Source organism: Beijerinckia mobilis, assembly GCF_000745425.1.
In the GTDB taxonomy this organism is placed as follows: domain Bacteria; phylum Pseudomonadota; class Alphaproteobacteria; order Rhizobiales; family Beijerinckiaceae; genus Beijerinckia; species Beijerinckia mobilis.
Genome location: NZ_JQJH01000014.1, coordinates 1 through 21785, shown reverse-complemented (window position 1 = coordinate 21785; position 21785 = coordinate 1). Strand labels below are relative to the sequence as shown.

17 protein-coding genes and 1 tRNA gene are annotated in these 21785 nt (G+C 55.7%); 11 read left to right on the top strand and 7 right to left on the bottom strand.

Annotation, left to right across the window (positions count from 1 at the left end; all coding sequences use genetic code 11):
• Positions 1–128: 128 nt before the first annotated feature.
• Positions 129–1964: a cation:proton antiporter domain-containing protein gene (locus DL88_RS11940; protein ID WP_034996342.1), complete on the bottom strand. Its 1836-nt coding sequence runs from the start codon at positions 1962–1964 to the stop codon at positions 129–131.
• Between the two features lie 48 nt (positions 1965–2012).
• Positions 2013–2228 carry a hypothetical protein gene (locus DL88_RS11935; protein WP_156971070.1) on the bottom strand — a complete coding sequence of 72 codons (216 nt, stop codon included), beginning with the start codon at positions 2226–2228 and terminating at the stop codon, positions 2013–2015.
• A gap of 13 nt (positions 2229–2241) precedes the next feature.
• Between DL88_RS11935 and DL88_RS11930 the strand changes: the two genes are divergently transcribed.
• The 3 genes from DL88_RS11930 to DL88_RS11920 all read left to right on the top strand — a co-directional run bounded on the left by DL88_RS11930 (position 2242) and on the right by DL88_RS11920 (position 4313).
• Positions 2242–3003, top strand: coding sequence for a hypothetical protein (locus DL88_RS11930; RefSeq protein WP_034996338.1), 762 nt, complete (start codon positions 2242–2244; stop codon positions 3001–3003).
• A 530-nt stretch (positions 3004–3533) separates the two neighbouring features.
• Positions 3534–3767: a hypothetical protein gene (locus DL88_RS11925; protein ID WP_034996337.1), complete on the top strand. Its 234-nt coding sequence runs from the start codon at positions 3534–3536 to the stop codon at positions 3765–3767.
• Between the two features lie 282 nt (positions 3768–4049).
• Complete coding sequence (locus DL88_RS11920; RefSeq protein WP_034996334.1) at positions 4050–4313, top strand: hypothetical protein; 264 nt, start codon at positions 4050–4052, stop codon at positions 4311–4313.
• A gap of 315 nt (positions 4314–4628) precedes the next feature.
• Here DL88_RS11920 and DL88_RS11915 read toward each other — a convergent pair whose 3' ends face one another.
• Complete coding sequence (locus DL88_RS11915; protein ID WP_245270802.1) at positions 4629–5450, bottom strand: tetratricopeptide repeat protein; 822 nt, start codon at positions 5448–5450, stop codon at positions 4629–4631.
• A gap of 637 nt (positions 5451–6087) precedes the next feature.
• Between DL88_RS11915 and pyk the strand changes: the two genes are divergently transcribed.
• From pyk to DL88_RS11895, 4 genes are all read left to right on the top strand, one after another.
• Positions 6088–7500, top strand: a complete 1413-nt coding sequence (pyk, locus tag DL88_RS11910) for a pyruvate kinase (protein WP_034996333.1) — start codon at positions 6088–6090, stop codon at positions 7498–7500.
• A gap of 621 nt (positions 7501–8121) precedes the next feature.
• Positions 8122–9153, top strand: coding sequence for a UDP-glucose 4-epimerase GalE (gene galE / locus DL88_RS11905; protein ID WP_051955922.1), 1032 nt, complete (start codon positions 8122–8124; stop codon positions 9151–9153).
• A 195-nt stretch (positions 9154–9348) separates the two neighbouring features.
• Positions 9349–10899, top strand: coding sequence for a proline--tRNA ligase (gene proS, locus DL88_RS11900; protein WP_245270818.1), 1551 nt, complete (start codon positions 9349–9351; stop codon positions 10897–10899).
• A 215-nt stretch (positions 10900–11114) separates the two neighbouring features.
• Positions 11115–11924, top strand: coding sequence for a bestrophin-like domain (locus DL88_RS11895; RefSeq protein WP_051955921.1), 810 nt, complete (start codon positions 11115–11117; stop codon positions 11922–11924).
• A 19-nt stretch (positions 11925–11943) separates the two neighbouring features.
• On the opposite strand, the gene aroC is transcribed toward DL88_RS11895, so the two are convergent.
• The 3 genes from aroC to dapA all read right to left on the bottom strand — a co-directional run bounded on the left by aroC (position 11944) and on the right by dapA (position 14567).
• Positions 11944–13065: a chorismate synthase gene (gene aroC, locus DL88_RS11890; RefSeq protein ID WP_034996332.1), complete on the bottom strand. Its 1122-nt coding sequence runs from the start codon at positions 13063–13065 to the stop codon at positions 11944–11946.
• A gap of 121 nt (positions 13066–13186) precedes the next feature.
• On the bottom strand, positions 13187–13663 hold the full coding sequence (gene smpB / locus DL88_RS11885) for an SsrA-binding protein SmpB (protein WP_034996331.1): 477 nt from the start codon (positions 13661–13663) through the stop codon (positions 13187–13189).
• A gap of 10 nt (positions 13664–13673) precedes the next feature.
• Positions 13674–14567 (bottom strand): 4-hydroxy-tetrahydrodipicolinate synthase, encoded by an 894-nt coding sequence (gene dapA, locus DL88_RS11880; protein WP_034996330.1) that lies wholly within the window; start codon positions 14565–14567, stop codon positions 13674–13676.
• 720 nt (positions 14568–15287) lie between these two features.
• Here dapA and DL88_RS11870 point away from each other — a divergent pair.
• Together DL88_RS11870 and DL88_RS11865 are read left to right on the top strand one after the other, a co-directional pair.
• Complete coding sequence (locus tag DL88_RS11870; RefSeq protein WP_034996328.1) at positions 15288–17534, top strand: lytic transglycosylase domain-containing protein; 2247 nt, start codon at positions 15288–15290, stop codon at positions 17532–17534.
• 335 nt (positions 17535–17869) lie between these two features.
• Positions 17870–18769: an alpha/beta fold hydrolase gene (locus DL88_RS11865; protein ID WP_034996325.1), complete on the top strand. Its 900-nt coding sequence runs from the start codon at positions 17870–17872 to the stop codon at positions 18767–18769.
• A gap of 364 nt (positions 18770–19133) precedes the next feature.
• Here the strand turns inward: DL88_RS11865 and DL88_RS11860 are convergent, their stop codons facing one another.
• Entirely contained in the window at positions 19134–20636 is a 1503-nt protein-coding gene (locus DL88_RS11860; protein ID WP_245270799.1) for a porin, read from the bottom strand.
• 407 nt (positions 20637–21043) lie between these two features.
• On the opposite strand from DL88_RS11860, the gene DL88_RS11855 reads away from it, so the two are divergent.
• A tRNA-Ser gene (locus DL88_RS11855) sits at positions 21044–21137 on the top strand.
• Between the two features lie 396 nt (positions 21138–21533).
• Positions 21534–21785, top strand: a 252-nt coding sequence (locus DL88_RS11850; RefSeq protein ID WP_034992925.1) for a transposase, incomplete at its 3' end; no start/stop codon positions are given.

Here is a 21785-nt window from a genome sequence, read left to right as displayed (position 1 = left end):
ACCAAGTCTCATTGATTCCAACTTTTGGGATCAATGAGTTCTGGTGGACAATTGCTACCCCCGCAGTTGCGTGGGCAGCGAGCGGTTTCGGATATTTTCGCAATGCTCCAAGCGATTCCGGCCTGCGATCAGCCCTGCGCTGCGGAGTCCGAAAGCGTCAGACCATGCAGCATGCCACGGGCTATCTCTCTTTCACCCATGATGACCTCGTCGGCGCCCAATTTCGTGAGGTGATCGACTTCCGCATCCGAATGTGAGCGGGCGATGATTTTCAAGAACGGATTGGCCTGCCGTGCCTGTTCGACAACCTGACCGGCTTCAAAGGCATTGGGAATGGCGACGAGAAGTGCCCTCGCGCCGCCGAGATTGGCCAGCGCCAAATGTGACGCATCCGCGGCATTGCCGAGGATGACTTCAATGCCCTGCGCGGCGAGACCGGCGACAATGTCATCATCGTCCTCGATGACCAGGAAGGACGTGCCCATCGATAGGAGGGCTTGCCCGATAAAGCGGCCGACCCTGCCATAGCCGATCAGAATGACATGGTTCGAAAGCGCTGTCTTTCCAAGGCCCTGGTCGTCGCTTGGCGCCGTCTCGTCGTCTCCATCCACCGCCGCGTCACGTTCCTTTGCACCTTTTTTCTTCTCAGACCCCGGCAAAATGGCACTTTCCACCATCCCTTGAATGGTTTCTGCCACTGCGACAGAGGGTGTGAGCGCAGTCCGTGATCCTTTTTCGTCCAGAAAAGACTTCAAGAGCTCGACGAAGGAAAAGACCGCCGGATTGAGGATGATCGAGATAATAGAACCGCCAACGACGAGCGCGCGGCCTTCTTCCGGCAACAGATTAAGTGAAATGCCGAGTTCCGTAAGGATGAAGGAGAATTCACCCATCTGAGCCAAGCTGGCGGCAATCGTCAAGGCCGCGCCCGTCGAACCGCGCAGCACCCTCACGATGAGAAAAGCGGCAATCGATTTGCCGATAATGACAATCAAGACGGTCAGAAGCAAAGGCCATGGTGCCTGCAGAATGATCGTGGGATCAAACAGCATTCCGACTGAGATGAAGAAGAGCACCGAAAACGCATCGCGCAGCGGCAGGCTTTCCTGGGCAGCGCGGTGACTGAGCTCACTTTCGGCGAGAACCATGCCGGCAAAAAATGCGCCGAGCGATAAAGAAACACCAAACAGCCAGGTCGCGCCGAAAGCGACCCCAAGCGCGATCGCCAGCACGCCAAGCCGAAACAATTCCTTTGAACCGGTATGGGCAATCCAATGCAGGCACCATGGAATGACACGGCGCCCGGCAAGCAGCATAAGAGCGAGAAAAAGCGAAATCTTCAGGAAAGTCGCCAGGATCAGTCCGGCTATACCGAGATGAATGCCCAGCATCTGTTCGAGGCTCGCGGCCAGCGGATCGACCTTGCCTGCATTCCCCTGTGCAATATCGGCAATCGCTGGAATGAGAACGAGCGCGAGAACGCTCGCCATATCCTCGACAATCAGCCAGCCAATCGCGATCTTGCCGCGTTCGGTCGCGATCAAGCGCCGGTCCTGTAAGGCTTTCAGCAATACGACTGTCGAAGCGACCGACAGAGCAAGCCCAAAAACAAGGCTACCGCCAAGAGGCCAGCCCATCCATCGACCAAAGGCGGCGCCGAGCAGGGTCGCGACAGCAATCTGTGCGACGGCACCGGGCAAAGCAACGCCGCGAACCGAGGCAAGATCGCGCAAGGAGAAATGGAGACCGACGCCAAACATAAGGAGAATGATGCCGATCTCAGCAAGCTCCTGAGCCAGCGTCTGATCGGCGACAAGGCCAGGCGTATTCGGTCCGACGAAAATTCCGGCAATCAGATAACCAACCAAAGGCGGCAAGCGGAATCGATTGGCGATCGCGCCGAGAATGAAGGCCAGAATGAACGCCATGACGATCGTGGAAATCAGCGGGTTTCCATGCGGCATGACGGTCCTGAAAGTGAACGGATGGAGGATGCGGCCCTGTCGCGCCGATCAGGCGGGGATCACGGTGATGTCTTCATCTATGGTCAAGTTCGGTATCACGCAACCGTCCCGTGGCGCATCGATTGCTTCTCGAAGCGCGTACGGAAGGCGAGAAAGCGTGGGGCCGGAAAGCAGCATTGATTTTGCTTGAAAAGCCAGATCAATCGCGGCTTCGGCCGGATGGGCTTTCCCTGGATCCTCCTCTAGAGGAAAGCCCGGCAACATCGAGGAGAACTCCATGGCAGAGGGAGCGTTTATCGTCCTGTCGGACCCGGTTCCGAAAAAGGAGGCGGCCTTCCATGATTGGTATTGTGACTTCTTTAATGAAGTGAAGGCGATTCCCGGCGTAACCGCCGCATATAATTACATGTTCGGCCCGCATCAGATCGATGTTCGTCCGTTGCAGCAGTTTCTTGCGGTTTTCGAACTTTCCGATGTGGAAAGCGTCCGCAATGTGGTCGCGGAAAAGATCGGCATCAAGACCAGCAAGGAATTTCTGCGCCTGCCCGATTGCGCCGATCAGACGACGATCATGCCGACGTTTTTCGAATATTGCGGAGAAAAGCAAAGCGCCCCGGAAGCACCCGCGACGCCTATCGAGGAACAGAATATTCTCATTTCCCTCATCAGTGTTCCGCTCGACAAACAGGCCTCCTTTCCAGAAGCCTATAGTGGTGAGCGCCTTGGCGATATGCTGAGCATTCCGGCGCAGATTTCAGGCCAATTGCTGCAGATTTCGAAGAGCCAGATTCAAAATCCGATCTATCCCTTCGTCGCGCTCTATCATAACAACGACACTGCGGCGATCCGTTCCGCCTGGCCGGCTCCGAACACGACATGGCGCTCGATCGCCGCGGCCCGTGCCAAGGATCCTTCCATCCGCGCTGATGGACGTCTCGCCGGCATGAAAACCCGCGATTTTCTGTTCGTGCCCTATGTGAAGCCCGAGCCGGCTCCGCCACCGCCACCAAAGCCTGCCGCTGCCAAGCCGGTGGCTTGAGGCTTCCCGGCCATCGCACTCATTCTGGTGCGTTTCGGAAATATCCAGAAACGCACCGCTAGAAAAATCAACGCATTTTCAAAATGATGGACTCGCTTCGCGATCCAATTCCGTCGGAAAATGCTACGGAGGCGTACACACTAAAGGAAGAGTGCTGTTTTCAACAGACGGCACTCTTTTTGAATGATTTGAGAAAGCCAAGCGTCGCTTTATACCCGATCTCATTGATGACGTCTGAATGTAATCAATGCCGTTCGGAGGAAAGCCGTACCATTCTGTGAAGGCAAGAATCTTGATGACTCATGGTCATCGGGATTTCGTATCGAGCGCTCTTGGCTCAGTTTCGAAGATTTCGGAATGTCACGAAGACCATTCCAACAACGTGGTTCAATCGGACGGGACGCCAAGGAAAAGAAGCATAATGTCTCTTCTGCCTCGGTGACGCTTCGCAACAATGCGAATTCCGGTTATGACAATGAAGAGTAATGCCAGCAATCGGCATGGGAAGACCATAGACGCAGAGGCGGATCATGAGTGACAAAGACGCAGTAATGAAGGGCTTGCTGGAAAAGCTCATCAGCAAGGCGAAGAACGCGCATCGCGATACCAAGATCACCACGATCGCCGGCGCTACCCAGATCATTTCCGGTCACAGCGTTCAGGATCAGGAAATCGAAATCGGCGAGGTTTCCGTCTCCTGGACGGATGGTACAAGGACGTTCCTGATTCCCTATTCCTCGATCGATCATATTCTGATGGTGTGATCACGCCGGCTTGCGCGTCATTCAAAGGTTCATATCGAAAGCCTTCGGCAATAGGATCGAACAGCTGATCTCTCCGGACTGTCCACCTGGCCGAGTGCGGGTGCGGATCGGGCCTTAAGATCCTGCGCCAGAATTAAGTGGATCGTGCCTCGGTCCGGTCTCGCAAGGTTCGCCTCGGGACCGGCCGAAACGTAATAGTGACGCCAGCCCACCGCTCGCGCCCTTTGAGAACGATCCGGGATCAATTATGACGCTCGCTCCGACAGGGGGGTTTGGTCGAAGATGGAAATTGAGGAACTCAACAATTTTATCGAAGGCGGCGACGAATATGAGTTGCGCGCCAGCGATGACAAAACCGCTTATACGCTCCGCTTCAAAACCGAGGAACAGATCGTCTTCCTGCAGGGAGAAGATCTCGAAGCGTTTTTGAAGGAATATAATCTGATCAAACTGCAATATCCCCAATATGGTGCGGATCAGCGTCTGGCTCAGATCTGGGATCAAGGCGGCTATAGCTGGCTCGCAGCCGGTCAGGATGAAGAATAAATTCTTCGAAAATTCAGGCCTCTAGAGCATTTTCCGATAATGTTGAATCGCGAAGCGATTCCATTACTTTGAAAATGCTCTCGCTTTCATAGGCAGGGCGTTTCGGAAACATCCGCGACGCCCACGCCTTATGCTGCCGATCGCGCCTGCGACAGCCGACGAGCATCAGGCGGTTAAAGCATTTTCCGATAACGTTGAATCGCTTCGCGATTCCATTTCCGTGAAAATGCTCTGGTTTTTTGAATGGAGCGTTTCTGGATATATCCGAAACGCTCTAGCCCCAGAGTTTTCAAAGCGCTGCCATTGATTCCCGATCTATTTTTTCAGGAAATTTTCCAGATAGGCCAGCGCTTCCTGGCGCTCGTCCGCGGATGCCGAAGCCATGGCTTTGTCATAGAGATCAATGATCCAGGAATCCTTATGCGTGTCGAGCTGTGCCTCCCGCGCGAGCGTGAGCCACATCAATCCGCGCGCCCTCTGAGGCTGGATACCTTCTTTTCCGGTGAACAGGATCTGCCCTAACAAAGCCTGGGCATAATAATGATTTTTGTCGGCGGCGAGAGACAGCCAACGGACCGCCTGCCGGCTATCCTTGCTCGTCCCGGCGCCGTCGAGATACAGGCGCGCGAGATTATATTGGGCGTTGGAATCACCAAAATTGATGGCCGCATATTGAAACATGGCCATAGCGTGCCGAGGATCCGGCTTGATCTTCGTATTAGTGATGCCGTTCAGATAATAGATCCCCAAAGCGACATAGGCATTGGCCACAAGCGGCATGATCCGCCAGTTCGGGCTTTCATCGTCATAAGAGGCGACAATCTGAGAAAAATATTCGTAAGCCTTGACGTCGTCATGAGGAACGCCGTCACCGCTGGCATACATTTTTCCCAATTTCCATTGCGCCAGCGATTCACCACCAGCTGCGGCATATTTCAGGGCATCAATCCAATGTTCATCACCGGAGCGTGCTCCCGCCAGACCCGCGCGAAGCGCGCTTCGCGGATCCTTGAAGATCTGCAACGGCTTCTTGCTATCGTCGGCATTGCTGCTGGCTCCATCAAAGGCCAGGAGCGGTGACGATAAAAATGTCATGCCGACCAGATAAGAAAGGAGAATCTCACGCCCACGCGGCAATACGCGTCTCATCGGTGTCTTGAACTCGTTATGAATTCGTGTAACTTTACCAACCGCTGGCTGCTGCATAGAACAAGCACGCATCCATTGCCGCACCGAAAGTTGCGGGCGGAGAAAATGGGCCGAACAAGCAATTTGACCAAATAAAAGCTTCGCCATACCTTTGCCGCCCTGGGCAAGCGTCGCTTTAACGGGCGACGCACGGACCACCGTGGAAAGCAACATATTGTCCCCCGGCAGCACCAATTCCATTCCGCTATGTCTAAAAACTGCGGCCACCTAAAGGCCGAGGTAAATCACACATCAGTTTCCAACACAGATCCGGAACTCATGATCTATCTATGATGAGATAAGATTAGCGAGTTGTTTATGGCTGAAAAACGACTTTCTGCGTAGGATCGCCATGCGAAATCAAGTTCAGGGTACTTGTGTCTTAACAGCCACAAAAATTGGCCAAAAACTATGATGAGCTAGCCATTTTGCGAGCATTTGTACAATATTTGGTTATTTATCCAGATCAAATATTGATGATCGGCACATCACTGATTCTCGATCGGTCGCTTCAACTGTCAATTTGAAGCCTCTCAACTTGCCAAGATCAAGATAAACAAGAAAATCATCAGGGAGACATAACCTCATGAAACGCCTTCGCCGCTGCAAGATCGTCGCGACCTTGGGCCCTGCTTCTTCAACACGGGAAACAATCGAAGCCCTCTTCCAGGCTGGAGCCGATGTGTTTCGTATCAATATGAGCCACACCGACCATGATGGCCTCCGCGAGCGGGTAGCGATGATTCGCGCGATCGAAGCGGAGGTCGGCCGGCCGATCGCCATTCTCGCGGATCTGCAGGGGCCAAAATTGCGGCTCGGCACTTTCGCCGCAGGCGGTGTCGATCTCGCAAAAAACGCAACTTTCATCCTCGATGCTGATGAGACGCCGGGGGATGCCGAACGGGTACACCTGCCCCACCCGGAGATTCTCAAGGCCTTGAAGCCAGGTGATAAAATCCTGATCGACGACGGCAAGGTCCGGCTGCATGTCATCGAGGCCGAGGCGCAACGCGCCGTAACAATCGTCGACGTTGCCGGCCGTGTCTCCAACCGCAAGGGCGTGAGCCTGCCAGATACCGAAATCGCGGTTTCCGCTATGACCGAGAAGGATCGAGCGGATCTCACAGCCGCGCTCGAGGCCAGGGTCGATTGGATTGCACTTTCCTTCGTCCAGAGGGCCGATGACGTCGCGGAGGTGAAGAAGATTGCTGGCGACCGCGCCCTGGTCATCGCCAAGATCGAAAAGCCCCAGGCGATCACCCGTCTCGATGAGATTCTCGCATTGTCAGATGGGCTGATGGTCGCGCGGGGTGACCTCGGGGTGGAAATGCCGCTCGAAAAGGTTCCCGGTCTTCAAAAACGCATCACCCGTGGCGCACGCCGTCTCGGCAAGCCGGTAATCGTTGCCACCCAGATGCTGGAATCGATGATCACTCTTCCGGTGCCGACGCGCGCCGAAGTCTCGGATGTCGCAACCGCCGTCTTCGATGGCGCCGATGCCGTCATGCTCTCGGCGGAAAGCGCAGCAGGCCAATATCCCGTCGAGGCCGTGGCGACCATGAACAGAATCGCCGAGGAGGTGGAAAAAGACGCGATTTACGCATCCTTCCTTTCAGCCCAGCATGCCGTGCCCGAGAAGACTGCCGCCGATGCGATCGCCACAGCCGCCCGGGAAATCGCCGATACGCTCGACGCCGCCGCAATCGTCGCCTGGACTTTCTCTGGATCGACCCCCCTACGCATCGCCCGTGAACGCTCCTCGGCGCCGCTCATCGCGCTCACGCCCAATCAGCAGACGGCGCGCCGGCTCGTTCTCGCCTGGGGCGTCCACGCCGTGATTACCGACGATGCTCGTGATGTCGACGATATGACCGAACGCGCCAGCCGTATTGCGCGGGAGGAAGGTTTCGCCATGCATGGTGACAGGATCGTCATCATCGTCGGCATCCCTTTCGGTACGCCCGGCGCCACCAACCTCATCCGCCTCGCCCGCATCTAGGTCATCGGAGCATCGATAGAATCGCCATTGATGCTCTATTTCTCTAAAAACGCATCAAATTTATTCCGAAAGTGGTGCTCGCTTTTGGATTTGAGGCTCTAATCTCCGAACAGGCTCACGGCAGCAGTGCGGGCCAAAGTGGCATTGACCGCTTTATATCTTTAGCGGCACCTTGTTCACTCAGCCCGCATTTGCCAAAAGCCCGTCGGACCAGCTGGAGTTGTTTCGATGGATCTGGACAATTCCATCACCATAACCGCATTGTCAAAAGGGACGAATCGGCGGGCTCCCCATCTCGCTGAGTACGACCTCATTACATACACTTAAGATGTTTTCCTTGCCTGATAGACGAGCTCCGCGCTCCCAATTCGTTCAAAACGCCCTGAATTTCTATGGAGCAATGCGGCGGCCTCCAAACATCTTCGGCCGTGAATAGACTCAATAAAACAGCTTACTTTCAATATTTTGCAGAAATCAGCGGCCTCTCTACGCGAAGACGGCGCAGGAATTCCACCATAAATTCATGTGATCCTTATGGGATGGCAACTATAATAAAACTGAAAATTCGTTAAATATTGGCGTGGTAGCCTTCGTGAATCAGACTCCGGGACGGAAGACTTCATGACCATCTTAGTGACAGGCGGTGCCGGTTATATTGGCGGCCATATGGTTCTAGCGTTGCTCGATAGAGGTCAGGACGTCATCGTCCTCGACGATCTATCGAGCGGTCATGCCTGGGCTATTCCGGAGCGAGCCAAATTGATCGTCGGTGATATTGGCGACAAGGCACTGGTGGCGAAAATCATCGCCAATAACGGCATCGATACGATCGCTCATTTCGCGGCCCGTATCATCGTGCCGGATTCAGTGTCCAATCCGCTCGATTATTATCACAACAACACAGCCAAGGCGCGCGATCTCATCGAAACAGCCGTGAAGAATGGCGTCAAACATTTTCTCTTCTCCTCGACCGCAGCCGTCTATGGCGAACCCAAGGTCAATCCGGTCTTCGAGGATTCGCCGCTTCTCCCCATCAATCCCTACGGCCGTTCCAAGCTCATGGTGGAATGGATTCTCGAGGATGTCGCCAAAGCGCATGATTTCAATTATGCCGTCTTGCGCTATTTCAATGTCGCCGGCGCCGATCCGCTTGGACGTCACGGCCAGTCCTCGCCGGTCGCGACGCATCTTATCAAGATCGCCGTACAGGCGGCCCTTGGCTACCGTAACGGCATGAGCGTCTATGGCACCGATTATCCGACGGCGGATGGCTCCTGCATACGCGACTATATTCATGTGAACGATCTCATCGACGCCCATATGCTGGCGCTCGAATATCTGTGCGCGGGCGGGCAAAGCCTCATTTGCAATTGCGGCTACGAGCGCGGCCTTTCCGTCCTGGAGGTCATCCGTACTGTGAAAGAGGTGAGCGGTGTCGATTTCGATGTCCAGGTCACCGACCGCAGGCCCGGCGATCCCGCCTCGCTCGTTGCGGGAGCCAAGCGGGTTCGCGAATTGCTCGGCTGGAAGCCGCAATATGATAATGTCGAAACCATCGTTCGGCATGCTCTCGACTGGGAGCGGAAACTGCCTGATATCAAGGCACAATTCGAACGGGAAAATCTTCCCGTTTCGATCGCCGGCAAAAAATAAGCGGAATCCGCTCCTTTCCGGAGACGAAAAGATTCCCTTAGGTGATGTCCTGCACTAAAAATTGCTCGTCGTATAATATGGAAAGGCGCTCGGAAGCGTCGCGTTTCGGCGACGCTTTCCGCGTCCCTTGTTCCGGGTTCGACAGGCCAGATCGTTCCGCGCCCCGAACATTCTGATTGCACTTCATTGTTTACAATGACAGGCGCGCCGCATCCGCGCCCGTCCCAAACCTATAGGACCAATATGGCGCAGGAGCAGAAAGCGGGCGAAGCCGGCAGCAAAGGAACCGCTGGTAAGGCTGGCAAGCAGAAAACCGCGATCACACCCACGCGCGAGGAAAATTTTCCGGAATGGTATCAGGCCGTGGTCAAGGCCGCGGATCTCGCCGAAAATTCTCCGGTGCGTGGCTGCATGGTCATCAAGCCCTATGGTTTTGCCCTGTGGGAGAACATCCAGCGCGCGCTAGACGACAGGATCAAGGAAAAAGGCGTGCAAAACGCTTATTTTCCGCTGCTGATCCCCTTGAGCTTCATCGGCCGCGAAGCTGAGCACATTGAAGGCTTCGCCAAGGAATGCGCGGTCGTCACGCATCACCGGCTTGAAAAGAACGCCGCTGGCGCGCTGGTTCCCGCCCCTTCCGCAGAATTGGAAGAGCCTTTCATCATACGGCCGACTTCAGAAACGATCATCGGCGACTCCATGTCGAAATGGGTGCAATCCTATCGCGACCTGCCGTTGAAGCTCAATCAATGGTGCAATGTCATGCGCTGGGAAATGCGGACACGCATGTTCCTGCGCACCTCGGAATTTCTGTGGCAGGAAGGGCATAACGCCTTTGCCAGCGCTGAAGAAGCCCATGCCGATGCACTCGAAATGCTGAATGTCTATCGTAGCCTATATGAAGACATTCTCGCCATAGGCGGCATTCCGGGTGAAAAGACACCGGATGAGCGTTTCCCCGGCGCAGCGCAGACATTCACCATCGAAGCGATGATGCAGGACGGCAAAGCCTTGCAGGCATGCACGTCGCACGATCTCGGACAGAATTTCGCCAAGACCTGCAATATCCAATTCCAGGGAGAAGATGGACAGATCCATCTCGCCTACACGACCTCCTGGGGCCTGTCGACACGCTCGATCGGCGGCCTGATCATGACCCATGCTGATGATGACGGGATGATCATGCCGCCGAAAATCGCGCCGCATCAGATCACCATCATCCCCGTCGTCAAAGACGATCCAACCGCGCTTTTCGCTTATTGTACGGCGCTTGCGCAGGATCTCAAACAAGCGGGTTTCAAGGTGCATCTCGATACGTCGGATGCACGTACGCCCGACAAGATGTGGGCGTCGATCAAACGCGGTGTGCCCTTGCGCGTTGAAATCGGTCAGCGCGAAATGGAAGAACAACAGGTCACTTATACGCGCCGCGATCTCGGCAAGGCCTCGAAAGCGACTTTGCCAACCAGCGAATTCATTGCGACCGTCGGCAATATTCTGAATACGATGCAGAGCGACCTTCTGGCGCGTTCGCGCGCATTCACCCTGTCGCATATTCACGAGGTCAATGATCTGAAAGGTCTGCGTGATCTCTTCGCAGCAGACACGTTGGGCTTTGCCAAAATGCCCTCCGCTCTGCTCGACGATCCGGGATTGGAAGCGATCAAGAATGAATTCGCGCTCACGCCGCGCTGCCAGCCCCTCGAGGATGAAGGCCGTACGGTGCTGATCGGCAAATCCTATTGAGAAATGTGTGTGATCGGAGCACGTTTCGATCATTGGCCTTCCCGGCCCGCGCTTTCTTGCTTTGAAGATATATCAAACCGGAAGTGGTATCATTTCCGGTTTGATACTATCGCCATTGCATATGATTTCGAGCACTATCAAGGTTAAATCGGGACGAGCCTGACAGGGGGAGAAGCGCATCACAGGGGAGCAACGCAAAATCGGATTGCCATCCTATGAGCTTCACATCCTTTTCCCTGACGACCATTTTCATTGCCAGCCTTGCAACCCTTTTGATTGCCTGCGAACTCGGTCACCGTTACGGCTTGCGTTTCAAGCAGACCGATCAGATTTCAACCCTCGAAGCTTCGATGCTTGGCCTTTTGGCCTTGATGATCAGCTTTACCTTTTCGATGAGCCTTTCCCGCTATGATGCACGCGGAATAGGCGTTCTGGCCGAGGCCAGCGCCATAGACACAGCCGGACGCCGAGCGCTGCTCCTGCCACGCGATCATGCAATCATTGCCATCAATCTCCTGCGCAGTTTTGCGCGGAGCCAGCTCGATCTCACCACCAGCCCGCAGACCGATGACCTCATCGCCTCAGCACGCAAACGTATGGCGGGAATCGAAAATGCTTTGTGGACAGATGCCCGGCGGGTTGTTGAGGCCGATAACACATCATTTGTGAGCGAACTATACGTTCAATCGCTGAATACAATGTTCAACGAACATCAAAAGCACGTCACCGCCTTGCAGGCGCGCGTTCCCGACATCGTGCTTCTCGGTCTTTATGCCATAGCCGTCGTCTCGCTCGGTTTTACCGGCTATGTCAGCGGCAATAATCCGCGCTTCTGGAGACTGCCGATCTATATTACTGCCATTCTCGTCGCCAGCGTCATTCTTCTGATCCAGGATATCGATCGGCCGGGAGCCGGCTTGCCATCCACGGGTTTCGTCTCCATCAGCCAGCAGCCGATGCTGGAAACCACCGAGGCGCTCGACCATTGTCTGGCGGAAGCTGAAGCAAGTAACGCGCAGCCCTGACCGCAATCAGGGCTCGCTCTCAGGCAGGCGCATTCGCAGGCCAATGATCACCTTCCCCGACCTGCCCACGATGGCGCAGGAAATGATCGGCGAGCACACAAGCGACCATCGCCTCCCCGACCGGCACCGCTCTTATGCCGACGCAAGGGTCATGGCGGCCCTTGGTGACGATCTCGCCCTCCCGCCCGAAGCGATCGATCGTCCTGCGCGGTTGCAGAATGGACGAGGTCGGCTTGACGGCGAAGCGCATGACGAGCGCCTGACCGGTTGAAATCCCTCCCAATATACCGCCGGCATGGTTCGACAGAAATTCCGCCTCTCCTGACGGTCCGATCCGGATCTCGTCGGCATTGGTTTCACCGGTCAGCGCCGCCGAGGCAAAGCCTTCACCGATTTCCACCCCCTTGACCGCATTGATCGACATCAGGGCAGCCGCGAGATCGGCATCGAGCTTGCCATAGAGCGGCGCTCCCCAGCCGGAGGGCACGTTTTCCGCGATGATTTCGATCACCGCGCCGATGGAGGAACCGGCTTTGCGAATCTCATCAAGATAAGTCTCAAAAAAGGCGGCAGCTTTCGCGTCCGGGCAAAAGAAGGGATTGCGCGCGACCTCTTCCCAATCCCAATGGGATCGATCGATCACATGTGGCCCCATCTGCACCAGCGCCCCGCGAATGCGCACGCCAGGCACGATTTTGCGTGCGATGGCGCCGGCAGCAACACGCGTGGCGGTTTCGCGCGCCGAGGAGCGGCCACCGCCGCGATGATCTCGCACGCCATATTTTCTGTCATAGGCGTAATCGGCATGACCAGGCCGGTAAAGATTTTTGATCGCGTCGTAATCCTTCGAACGCTGATCCGTATTCTCGATCAACAATGCGATCGGTGTACCGGTCGAAATCTGCCGGCCGCTGCCTTCATCCGTGAAGACCCCGGACAGAATGCGCACCCGATCCGCTTCCAGACGCTGCGTCGTGAAACGCGACGTACCGGGGCGACGCAGGTCGAGAAAGGTCTGTATCTCGCTTTCCTCGATCGGGATCGCCGGTGGGCAGCCATCGACAATACAGCCGATGGCGGGCCCATGACTTTCCCCGAAAGTGGTGACGCGAAACAGATGACCGAATGTATTATGGGACATGGATGCGAGGAGCCGGAAGCGGGACGGGAATAATCTTGAAACTGCAGGGCGGCGACTTTCTGCCAGACGAAAGGATCGCGACAGGCTCGGATCCATAAGACAAATGCGGGTCAAAAACTCATCAGCCTTTGTCGCGCAATAATCGGCCTTTTTCCTTGTTCCAATCGCGTTTCTTTTCGGTTTCGCGCTTGTCGTGCAATTGTTTGCCGCGTGCCAGCGCGATCTCGATTTTCGCCCTGCCCCGATCGTTAAAATAGATCTTGAGCGGTACGATGGTCATGCCCTGCCGCTCGACACCCTGGGCCAGTTTAGCGATTTCCTTGCCATGCAGCAGGAGCTTGCGCGGCCGTTTCGGAACATGATTGAAACGATTGGCCTCGAGATATTCCGGTATGGTCGCATTGACGAGAAACACCTCGCCATCATGATCGACGGAAGCATAGCTTTCAGCAATGGTCGCCTTGCCCGTGCGCAAGGATTTGACCTCGGTGCCCGTCAGCATGAGCCCGGCCTCGAAGGTCTCGCCGATTTCATAATTGTAACGCGCCTTGCGGTTCTCCGCAGCGATCTTGAACGCGCTTGGTTTCTTCGCAGCCAATCGTGCACACTCATTCTTTCAGCAGGCCCGCATGGACCATGGCGGCCCGGATGGTCGCCTGAGCATTGGCCGTGACGGGCACGAGCGGTAGCCTGATTTCATTTGTTATCTTTCCAAGCACGCTCAGCGCATATTTCGGCCCTGCGGGATTAGGCTCGATGAACAGCGCCGCGTGGAGGAGAGACAATTTGTCATGCATCGCGAGCGCCGTGGCATAGTCTCCATCGAGGCTTGCCTGCTGCATATCCGCGCAGAGGTGCGGCGCGACATTGGATGTAACAGAAATACAGCCATGACCGCCCAGAGCATTGACCGCCAGCGCCGTCATATCCTCGCCCGACAATTGAATGAAATCCGGCCCGAGAATCTGGCGTTGCAAAGCCGTACGGGCGAGATTGCCGGTCGCATCCTTCACACCGACAATATTCTTCAATTCAAACAGGCGCTGCATCGTGTCGATCGACATATCCACCACGGAACGTGGGGGAATATTATAGATGACGATTGGAATACCAACGGAATCGTTGACCGCCTTGAAATGCTGATACAACCCTTCCTGAGAGGGTTTGTTGTAATAGGGCGTGACGACGAGCAGGCCATCGGCACCCGCCTTCTCCGCGAAACGTGCGAGTTCGATCGCCTCGAGCGTATTATTGGAGCCGGCCCCGGCTATGACCGGAACGCGCCCGGCTGCCTCCTTGATACACGCGGATACGACTTGCCGATGCTCCTCATGTGACAGGGTCGGGCTCTCACCCGTCGTGCCGACGGGCACCAGGCCATGTGTGCCGTTGAGAATTTGCCAGTCGACGAAAGCGCGAAAAGCCTCCTCATCGACCCTGCCGGCGCGAAACGGCGTGATCAGCGCAGTGATCGAACCTTTGAAAGCCGCTTTCAATCCCATGGCTCCTGAACCTTCACCTGTCCCCGCTTGAAAAACCCGCGGCAATGACGCGCCGCGCAAGTCGCTTGCCCTGCCTGGAGAGAGCTTTGTGAGCAACCGCCCGACCAATCGGAAAGATGCTCTTTGTTTCCGGGAATGCCTCAATTCTTCCGAAAAGCAGCATCCCCGCTCCAATTTGACGCCAAGGCCGCCCGATCATTGAGCGCCCATGCGACAAATTTTCCTCAAACCCCTTAAAGGGACTCGAATGCCCGGCCAAGCTTCTAATAGAGGAGAAATTTTCTATCGGAAACAAGGTCATATCAGATTTTCGCGTCCCCTCGCCGAAGCTGGTTGCCGATTCGAAACACCGGCATGAGCAGCTTCCACTAACTCAAGATTGCATTTTGCCGCACCTATGCCGCATTCGCCATGCTGTTAAGAGCACGCTCTTCTCCGGCAAGGCTCTCGCAGGAAGGCAAACACATAAACATTATGACCCGTTCCGAAAAGAGCCTCATCGGCAAATCGTACCGGCTCGTCGCGCGCCATTTGCCGTCATTTACAGCCGCCGGTTCAAACGCGGACCTCGGCAACGAGTGGGGGATGGACGTGGAATGAAACCGGCAAAGGTCACTTTGACGGTTTGTTAAGGAAAACAGCTTCAAATTTTCTCAATTTCTACAGGCAAGCGCCAGGCATGGAAAGCTTGCAAAGGCATGGCGCAAGCAAGGGAACAGAATGGCGAACAAGCAGGCTAACCAATTCCTGACGAGAGGGGCTCTCGCTCTCACAATCGGCGTCGCATCAGCATTTATTTTCAATGAAAAATGGCCTGCTTCACCGCTCTCCGACATGGAATTCGGCGCGCATTTGCCGAACCTTTCCGCCAGAGTGCATTCGCTGCTCGATAACGTCCGTGTTTTTTGGCAGTCGGACAAGCCGGAATCAAACGCCGCCGACGAAGCGGTTGAGATGGCAGCACGGCCGGACGAGCCGCTTCCTGATAACACCACTCATGCGCCGCAGTCTCTTCGCAGCGATCATGCGAAAAGCCCAGGCGCGAATTCTGATCGTGCCCTGGATATGACAGGCCTGGATGAAACGCTCGCCCTTTACCGCAAAGGCGATCTCTCCGGTGGCGATACATTGGCCGAAACCCATGTGAAGGAAGGTGTGATCCGCACCGCTTTGCAATGGATCGCCCTGCAGATGTTCCCGCAAAGCGGTTTCACGCGACTACAAAAGTTCGCCAGAAACCATCCACAATGGCCCGCGCAGGACTGGCTGCGCAAACGGTCCGAAGAAATCCTTTACGGAGAACGCTCTCTCTCACCCGAGGAACGCACATTCCTGCTTGAGACCCAGCCGACCACAGTGGCAGGAAAAATCGCTTTGGCGCGGCTTCTCATCGACGAGAATAAAGGGGAAGAAGCAGCAAAAATTATCCGCCAGGTCTGGCGCGAGAGCGATTTCCCCCAGGCGATGGAAGCGAAGATCCGCAGCGAATTCGGCAGCTTGTTCGAGAAAGCCGATTACAAATATCGTGTCGAGCGATTGCTTTATAAAGAGCGAGGCGCCGAGGCCATGCGGCTCGCCCCTCTCGCCGGTCCTGATGTTGTGTCTCTCGTGCGCCTGCAGATTGCCTCTTTCAAAGGCATCCCCAATGACAAATTATTCGCCGCCGTCCCTGCGAACCTGCAAACGGATCCGGCCTATCTTTTCGCCCGCATCCGGAAAGCACGGCGCAGCGATAAGATCTTAGAAGCGGCAACCCTGTTGCTTTCGGCCCCGCGCGACCCCTCGCTCATCGTCAACGGCGATGAATGGTGGGTGGAACGTCGGCTGATCGCACGCAAGCTTCTCGACCAGAATGAAGCCGAAAAGGCCTATCGCATCTGCGCGGAACATTCCGCGGCAGCCCGCGATCTGCGCATTGAAGCGGAGTTTCATGCCGGTTGGATCGCACTGCGTTTCCTGCATGATCCCGCGAAAGCAATGCCGCATTTCACCCGCGCGGCGGATTACGCGGAAACGCCTATTTCGATCGCCCGCGCCGCCTATTGGCAAGGCCGCACCGCAGAAGCCGATTCGCGCGCAGAAGTCGAGATCAACGCTCAGCATTTCTATGAAATAGCCGCACGCCAGTCGACGACCTATTATGGACAGCTTGCCCGCAACAAGCTGGGTTTGCCTCTGGTTGCCGAACCCGCCGAGCGTCACGCGGTTCCCCCGGCCGAGCAGAATCCGGCTCTGCGAATCATAGCGCTCCTTCAGGACCATGATGAAAACAATCTGGCGCGTTCCCTCGCGATCAGCGCCGCGCGCAATCTTGAGGATCCGGCACAAATGGCCGCTCTCGGCGACATCGTCGAGCAGCAGCATGATGCGCATTTTTCCCTGATGATCGGCAAGCTGGCGAGCTACCATGGCTATTTCCTGAACCATCTCGCTTATCCGACCTATGGGATCCCGGCCTTTGATCCTCTGCCGAATTCAGCGGCGCGCTCGCTCGTCTATGCCATCGCCAGGCAGGAAAGCGCCTTCAATCCCAATGCGGTCTCGGCCGCAGGCGCGCGCGGCGTGATGCAGATGATCGTTCCGACCGCGCGACGCACCGCACAACGCGCGGGAGTCCCCTTCGACGAAGGGCGGCTTTTGTCGGATCCCTCCTTCAACGCCCAGCTTGCCGCCGCCCATCTCGGCGATCTGCTGACAGAGCAGCGCGGCTCATGGATCCTGACTTTCGCCGCCTATAATGCTGGTGGCTCAAAAGTGAAGCAATGGATCGACGCCTATGGCGATCCACGCGATCCGGCGATCGATCCGATCGATTGGGTCGAGCGCATTCCTTTTACGGAAACCCGCAATTACGTGCAGAGGCTCGTTGAAAATCTTGCCATGTATCAATTGCGTTTCGGTGAGGATCATCATGCTTTCGGCGAGGCTTTGCTGCGCCTCGATCCGCAAAATGCGGTCAGGCTTTGATAACCGTATCTCAGTGACCAGGACTCATTGAGACCGGGCTCCCGCCGACTGCGGATCAACGGCTCTCCACCGGGCCTCATGGATCCCGGCAATCCGGGACCAATGAGACTTGGATAAAGATCCCCCTGCGCGGACGAAAATCATCAGGAGGCTTTAAACGAGGAAAACACGGGGATTGCTCACGCGGCAAAACCATTCGGCATCTCTCCTTGATCTCTATGAGCCATGATCAAGGACGATGGGAACGACAGGCATAGGCCAATGAACCAGCTTTCCGCTGCCGGAATTTGGCCGTAAGAATTTGCACTCACCTGTCTTCCTGGCGAAAGGCTGTCATGAATCATTCCTTGGTTGACGCTTCTCCGGCTTTTACGCATCGCTACTACACGAGTGCGGACGGACTAAGACTGCATTTTCGCGATTACAATCCACTTGGCGGCAACGGGACGCCAGTGGTCTGCCTTTCGGGATTGACGCGCAATTCTGCCGATTTCGACCCGCTTGCAAACGCGCTTGCCAGCGGTGCTTATGGCACACCCCGTCGCGTCATCTCCTTCGATTATCGTGGACGAGGCCTGTCCGCCTATGATCCCGACTGGCGCAAATATACACTCGCCGTCGAGCACAACGATATTATGCTTGGTCTCACCGAAGCCGGGATCGACAAGGCAACCTTCGTCGGCACCTCGCGCGGTGGTCTCCACATCATGCTCATGGGCCTCGCGAAACCGGATATTCTGCACGCAGCCATTCTCAATGATATCGGTCCGGTAATCGATGCCGCCGGCATAAAACGTATTCGCAGCTATCTCGGAAAAACCACTCCCCCGACGACACTCTCGGAGGCGATCACTGCCGTCAAGACAACAGTCAGCGGCTATTTCCCCGGCCTGTCAGACGCCGATTGGGAAACCTACGCCCGGCAGAGCTATATGGATGACGAAGGTCATCTCGGATTGCGTTACGATGCGGCACTCGCCAAGCAATTCGAATCGCTCGATCTCAACGAGCCTTTTCCACCCGCCTGGCAACAATTCGACGCTCTGGCGAAAATCCCGCTACTCGTCGTACGCGGAGGCCTTTCGGATCTTCTCTCTCCCGAAACCCTAAAGGAAATGGCGGCACGCCACCCCGCTTGCGAAACCATGACCGTCGAAGGTCAAGGTCATGCACCTCTTCTCATCGAGCCATCGGTCGTTGCAAAACTCTGTGCTTTCATTCTCAGGGCAGAATGAATGGCGAAAAACCAGATTGCGGAATGAAAATCTCATTGATCACTACCGATCGTGATTAATGAGGACAGAGAGAGCATTCTCGGATCTTTCCAAAACGCTCCATCATAAATCGATAGCGTTTTCCACGTCTTCCAGGCGCGAAGCGATTCGGAACGGGCAACATGTTCCGAATCTAATAGACTTCTTCGCATACATCCAAATACAGTCGCAGAACAGCGGTCGAGCCTTTTTTGTGACCCAAGCGTAATCTGCCGTATGCTAGCCGCCTTTTCCAACCGATATTGCACGTCCGTCTGGTTCACACCTATACAAGGAAGGTTGCGGATCACGCATCCCCCCTTGTTAACGTAGAGCTTGGTTCCAATCAGAAAGCACGCTGGACGCGCACACGGCCTTCATAGGTGTTGGTATTCGATTTAAAGGCAGGCAGACCAGCCGCCGTCAAGACCTGATCAGAAGCAAGCCCGACCGGTCGCGTCTGATCAAGATGAATGTACATAAATTCGGTGCCGATATCGAAACCACGCAACGGCGACCAAATCAAATTGGTGCCGACACGCAATTCCTTCAGGTTGGAGACACCAACGGCGCCGCCAAGACCAGCCAGGGCATTCGCCGAATAATGTGTTTCCTCATAGGAACCAAAAACGGCGGAACTCAAAGTTGGAATCCAGTAATGTTTATACGCGCCCACAAAGGCCCAGCCCCATTGCTGCTCGCAGGAACCCGCGCCGGTAAAAACGCAATCGGAGTTGATTTGCGGGTTCCAGCCAACGGAATAATCCATCGATGTAATACCGCTGCCCATGTAACGGTTCTGATTAACTGCACCATAGGCATTGGAAAGATTGTTACCGGCTATGTAGCCGAAGGCGCCTTTTTCATAAGCTGCCTGCAACCATAATTTGTCACCTGCGGAAATGGAATCGGCATTGATCTGAAGACCACCCTGAACCGCGAAACCATAGGAATTACTGGTTCTTTGCGGGAAAGCATAAGTTGTTGCGGGGACCGAAAGCGCCGTACTGTAATAGAGTGTCGAACGCACCTGATGCGCCGCAGCCGACAATTGGATCGCTCCCCATGGCTGATCAAGTCGGACGTTGCCGACGATATCGGGGACGCGCGTCCCGGCGGGTGTCCCCTGGTAACCGGCGACGGTGCTGCCAATAGCCGCGCGCCGTGACGGCTGGTCTTCGAAGGAGATCGAGGCTGACCAACCATCGCCGAATGTCGCCGTATAGGCTAACAGCGCCACGGTGGCGTTGGAGCCACGCAGATTGGCGAAGTTGTACGCATCAGCATAGAAGTCGAACAAGGACTGGGCGCGGCCGGCGGTCAAACCAGCGAATTGGATGAATGCTTTATTGACGATCGTCGTCTCGCGAGGAGCAGTGCTACCCGCCGTTGAGTTCCAGGTATTGGGGATTTGCGCGCCGCTGCCTGTCGAAGCATTATCGCTCGATCCGAAATAAGCGTCGACACGCAGGAAGGTACGCACCGTACCCCATTCCGACCGGGTGCGCGCGTCAAGTTCCACTCGGCCTAGAGCGCCATAACCATAAGCATCGCGGGAGCGTGCATTGGAATATTGTCCCGCTGTCGGCACATAGCCGGACCCGCGCGCGACGCCATTACCGTAAAAAGCGCCGCCGTTAATATTATAGGAGGCATCGAAAGCGCGGAATTCCGCAAGCGCGAGGCCACCAACTTTAAGGCAGGTTTCAGTCCCAGGCAGATAAAAGAATCCTGCACCATAGGCATCGCAAATGCGCACATATTCGACTGGCGCGGATTTGTGCCAAGGCAGATCCGCCGCGCGGGCCGGGGTATTCAGGCCGAAACCGGCGATGACCAACCCCGCCAACGGCCGCAAGCCGCGCGTAAGGCTACACACTATAGGGGGCCGCGGCGAGCTGGAACGAATCATCATCGACGTACGTCTCGGAAAAACGCCCCAAACTCCCATCGACGGCATGCCATCCCCCTTTACCACGCTTTGTAGCACCACATGTGCCGCCGGGACGGCCCCCCGCCATCGCAACAATGCACAATTTCCGCATCACAACTTGATGAGCTTAATCTAACGAGCGTTTTGCAAGTCTCAAAAGATTCATTGGAGATCGGGAGAGGTTCTTAAATTACTGTGACTTTCAGGCCACTTTGCACAAGACCAGGGATAATGAACGCTCATCCGCTTTGAGGAGGCTTGCGTTCGTCTGCCACCTCGGGCATATGTGGCGTCACGGTTGGGCAACCGTTAAATTGCTCAGTGGAGACGTGGCCGAGAGGCTGAAGGCGGCGGTTTGCTAAACCGTTATAGGGTTGTAAAGCCCTATCGAGGGTTCGAATCCCTCCGTCTCCGCCAAACCCGCCGATTTCCCTCTACGATCCGATATTGCCGCCGATTATCGCACACCACCATGCGGTATAGCGAACCGCCGATTCCACGCTATTGCCCGATACTTCAATGCCCCAAGCGGACAGTGCGGCAGCTTTCGGCCAGCTTTCGCCGCTTACCGACCGGGCTGTGAATGGCCGCTGCTGCCGGAACCGGCCATTAACCATCGTAGAGCCGCCTGCCAACTCGCCTCATTTCGAACATACGACAGGATCGCGAATGGTCGTAATTGCGGCCGCCTCTATGAAATCGGTATGATGTCCTTCGAATCCCCTAGGTCCTGTTGACGAATAGGATTCCCAAGTTGCGAAGGTTCTGATTCAAAGTCGCTTTCAGAAGGAGGCGACTTTGATTCGTGGGCTGATGTCGGATGAAGAATGGGCCTGTCTTGAGCCGTTCGTGACGCGGCGCGGGCCGCATAGCGGGCGACGTGCGAAGGACCATCGCCTTGTTCTTGATGGTATTTTCTGGATTTCCCGCACGGGCGTGCAATGGCGCGATTTGCACGAGCATTTCGGCAAATGGTCATCAGTTTATCGCCAGTTTCGGCGCTGGACGCTGGCTGGATTGTGGGAAACGCTGCTCGAAGCCTTGAATGAGACCGAAGGTGTCGGC

What these genes read in the sequence shown, in the direction of transcription:
- DL88_RS11940 (WP_034996342.1), bottom strand. Translation starts at nt 1,964, where the DNA reads ATGCCGCATGGAAACCCGCTGATTTCCACGATCGTCATGGCGTTCATT.
- DL88_RS11935 (WP_156971070.1), bottom strand. Translation starts at nt 2,228, where the DNA reads ATGTTGCCGGGCTTTCCTCTAGAGGAGGATCCAGGGAAAGCCCATCCG.
- DL88_RS11930 (WP_034996338.1), top strand. Translation starts at nt 2,242, where the DNA reads ATGGCAGAGGGAGCGTTTATCGTCCTGTCGGACCCGGTTCCGAAAAAG.
- DL88_RS11925 (WP_034996337.1), top strand. Translation starts at nt 3,534, where the DNA reads ATGAGTGACAAAGACGCAGTAATGAAGGGCTTGCTGGAAAAGCTCATC.
- DL88_RS11920 (WP_034996334.1), top strand. Translation starts at nt 4,050, where the DNA reads ATGGAAATTGAGGAACTCAACAATTTTATCGAAGGCGGCGACGAATAT.
- pyk (WP_034996333.1), top strand. Translation starts at nt 6,088, where the DNA reads ATGAAACGCCTTCGCCGCTGCAAGATCGTCGCGACCTTGGGCCCTGCT.
- galE (WP_051955922.1), top strand. Translation starts at nt 8,122, where the DNA reads ATGACCATCTTAGTGACAGGCGGTGCCGGTTATATTGGCGGCCATATG.
- proS (WP_245270818.1), top strand. Translation starts at nt 9,349, where the DNA reads ATGACAGGCGCGCCGCATCCGCGCCCGTCCCAAACCTATAGGACCAAT.
- DL88_RS11895 (WP_051955921.1), top strand. Translation starts at nt 11,115, where the DNA reads ATGAGCTTCACATCCTTTTCCCTGACGACCATTTTCATTGCCAGCCTT.
- aroC (WP_034996332.1), bottom strand. Translation starts at nt 13,065, where the DNA reads ATGTCCCATAATACATTCGGTCATCTGTTTCGCGTCACCACTTTCGGG.
- dapA (WP_034996330.1), bottom strand. Translation starts at nt 14,567, where the DNA reads ATGGGATTGAAAGCGGCTTTCAAAGGTTCGATCACTGCGCTGATCACG.
- DL88_RS11870 (WP_034996328.1), top strand. Translation starts at nt 15,288, where the DNA reads ATGGCGAACAAGCAGGCTAACCAATTCCTGACGAGAGGGGCTCTCGCT.
- DL88_RS11865 (WP_034996325.1), top strand. Translation starts at nt 17,870, where the DNA reads ATGAATCATTCCTTGGTTGACGCTTCTCCGGCTTTTACGCATCGCTAC.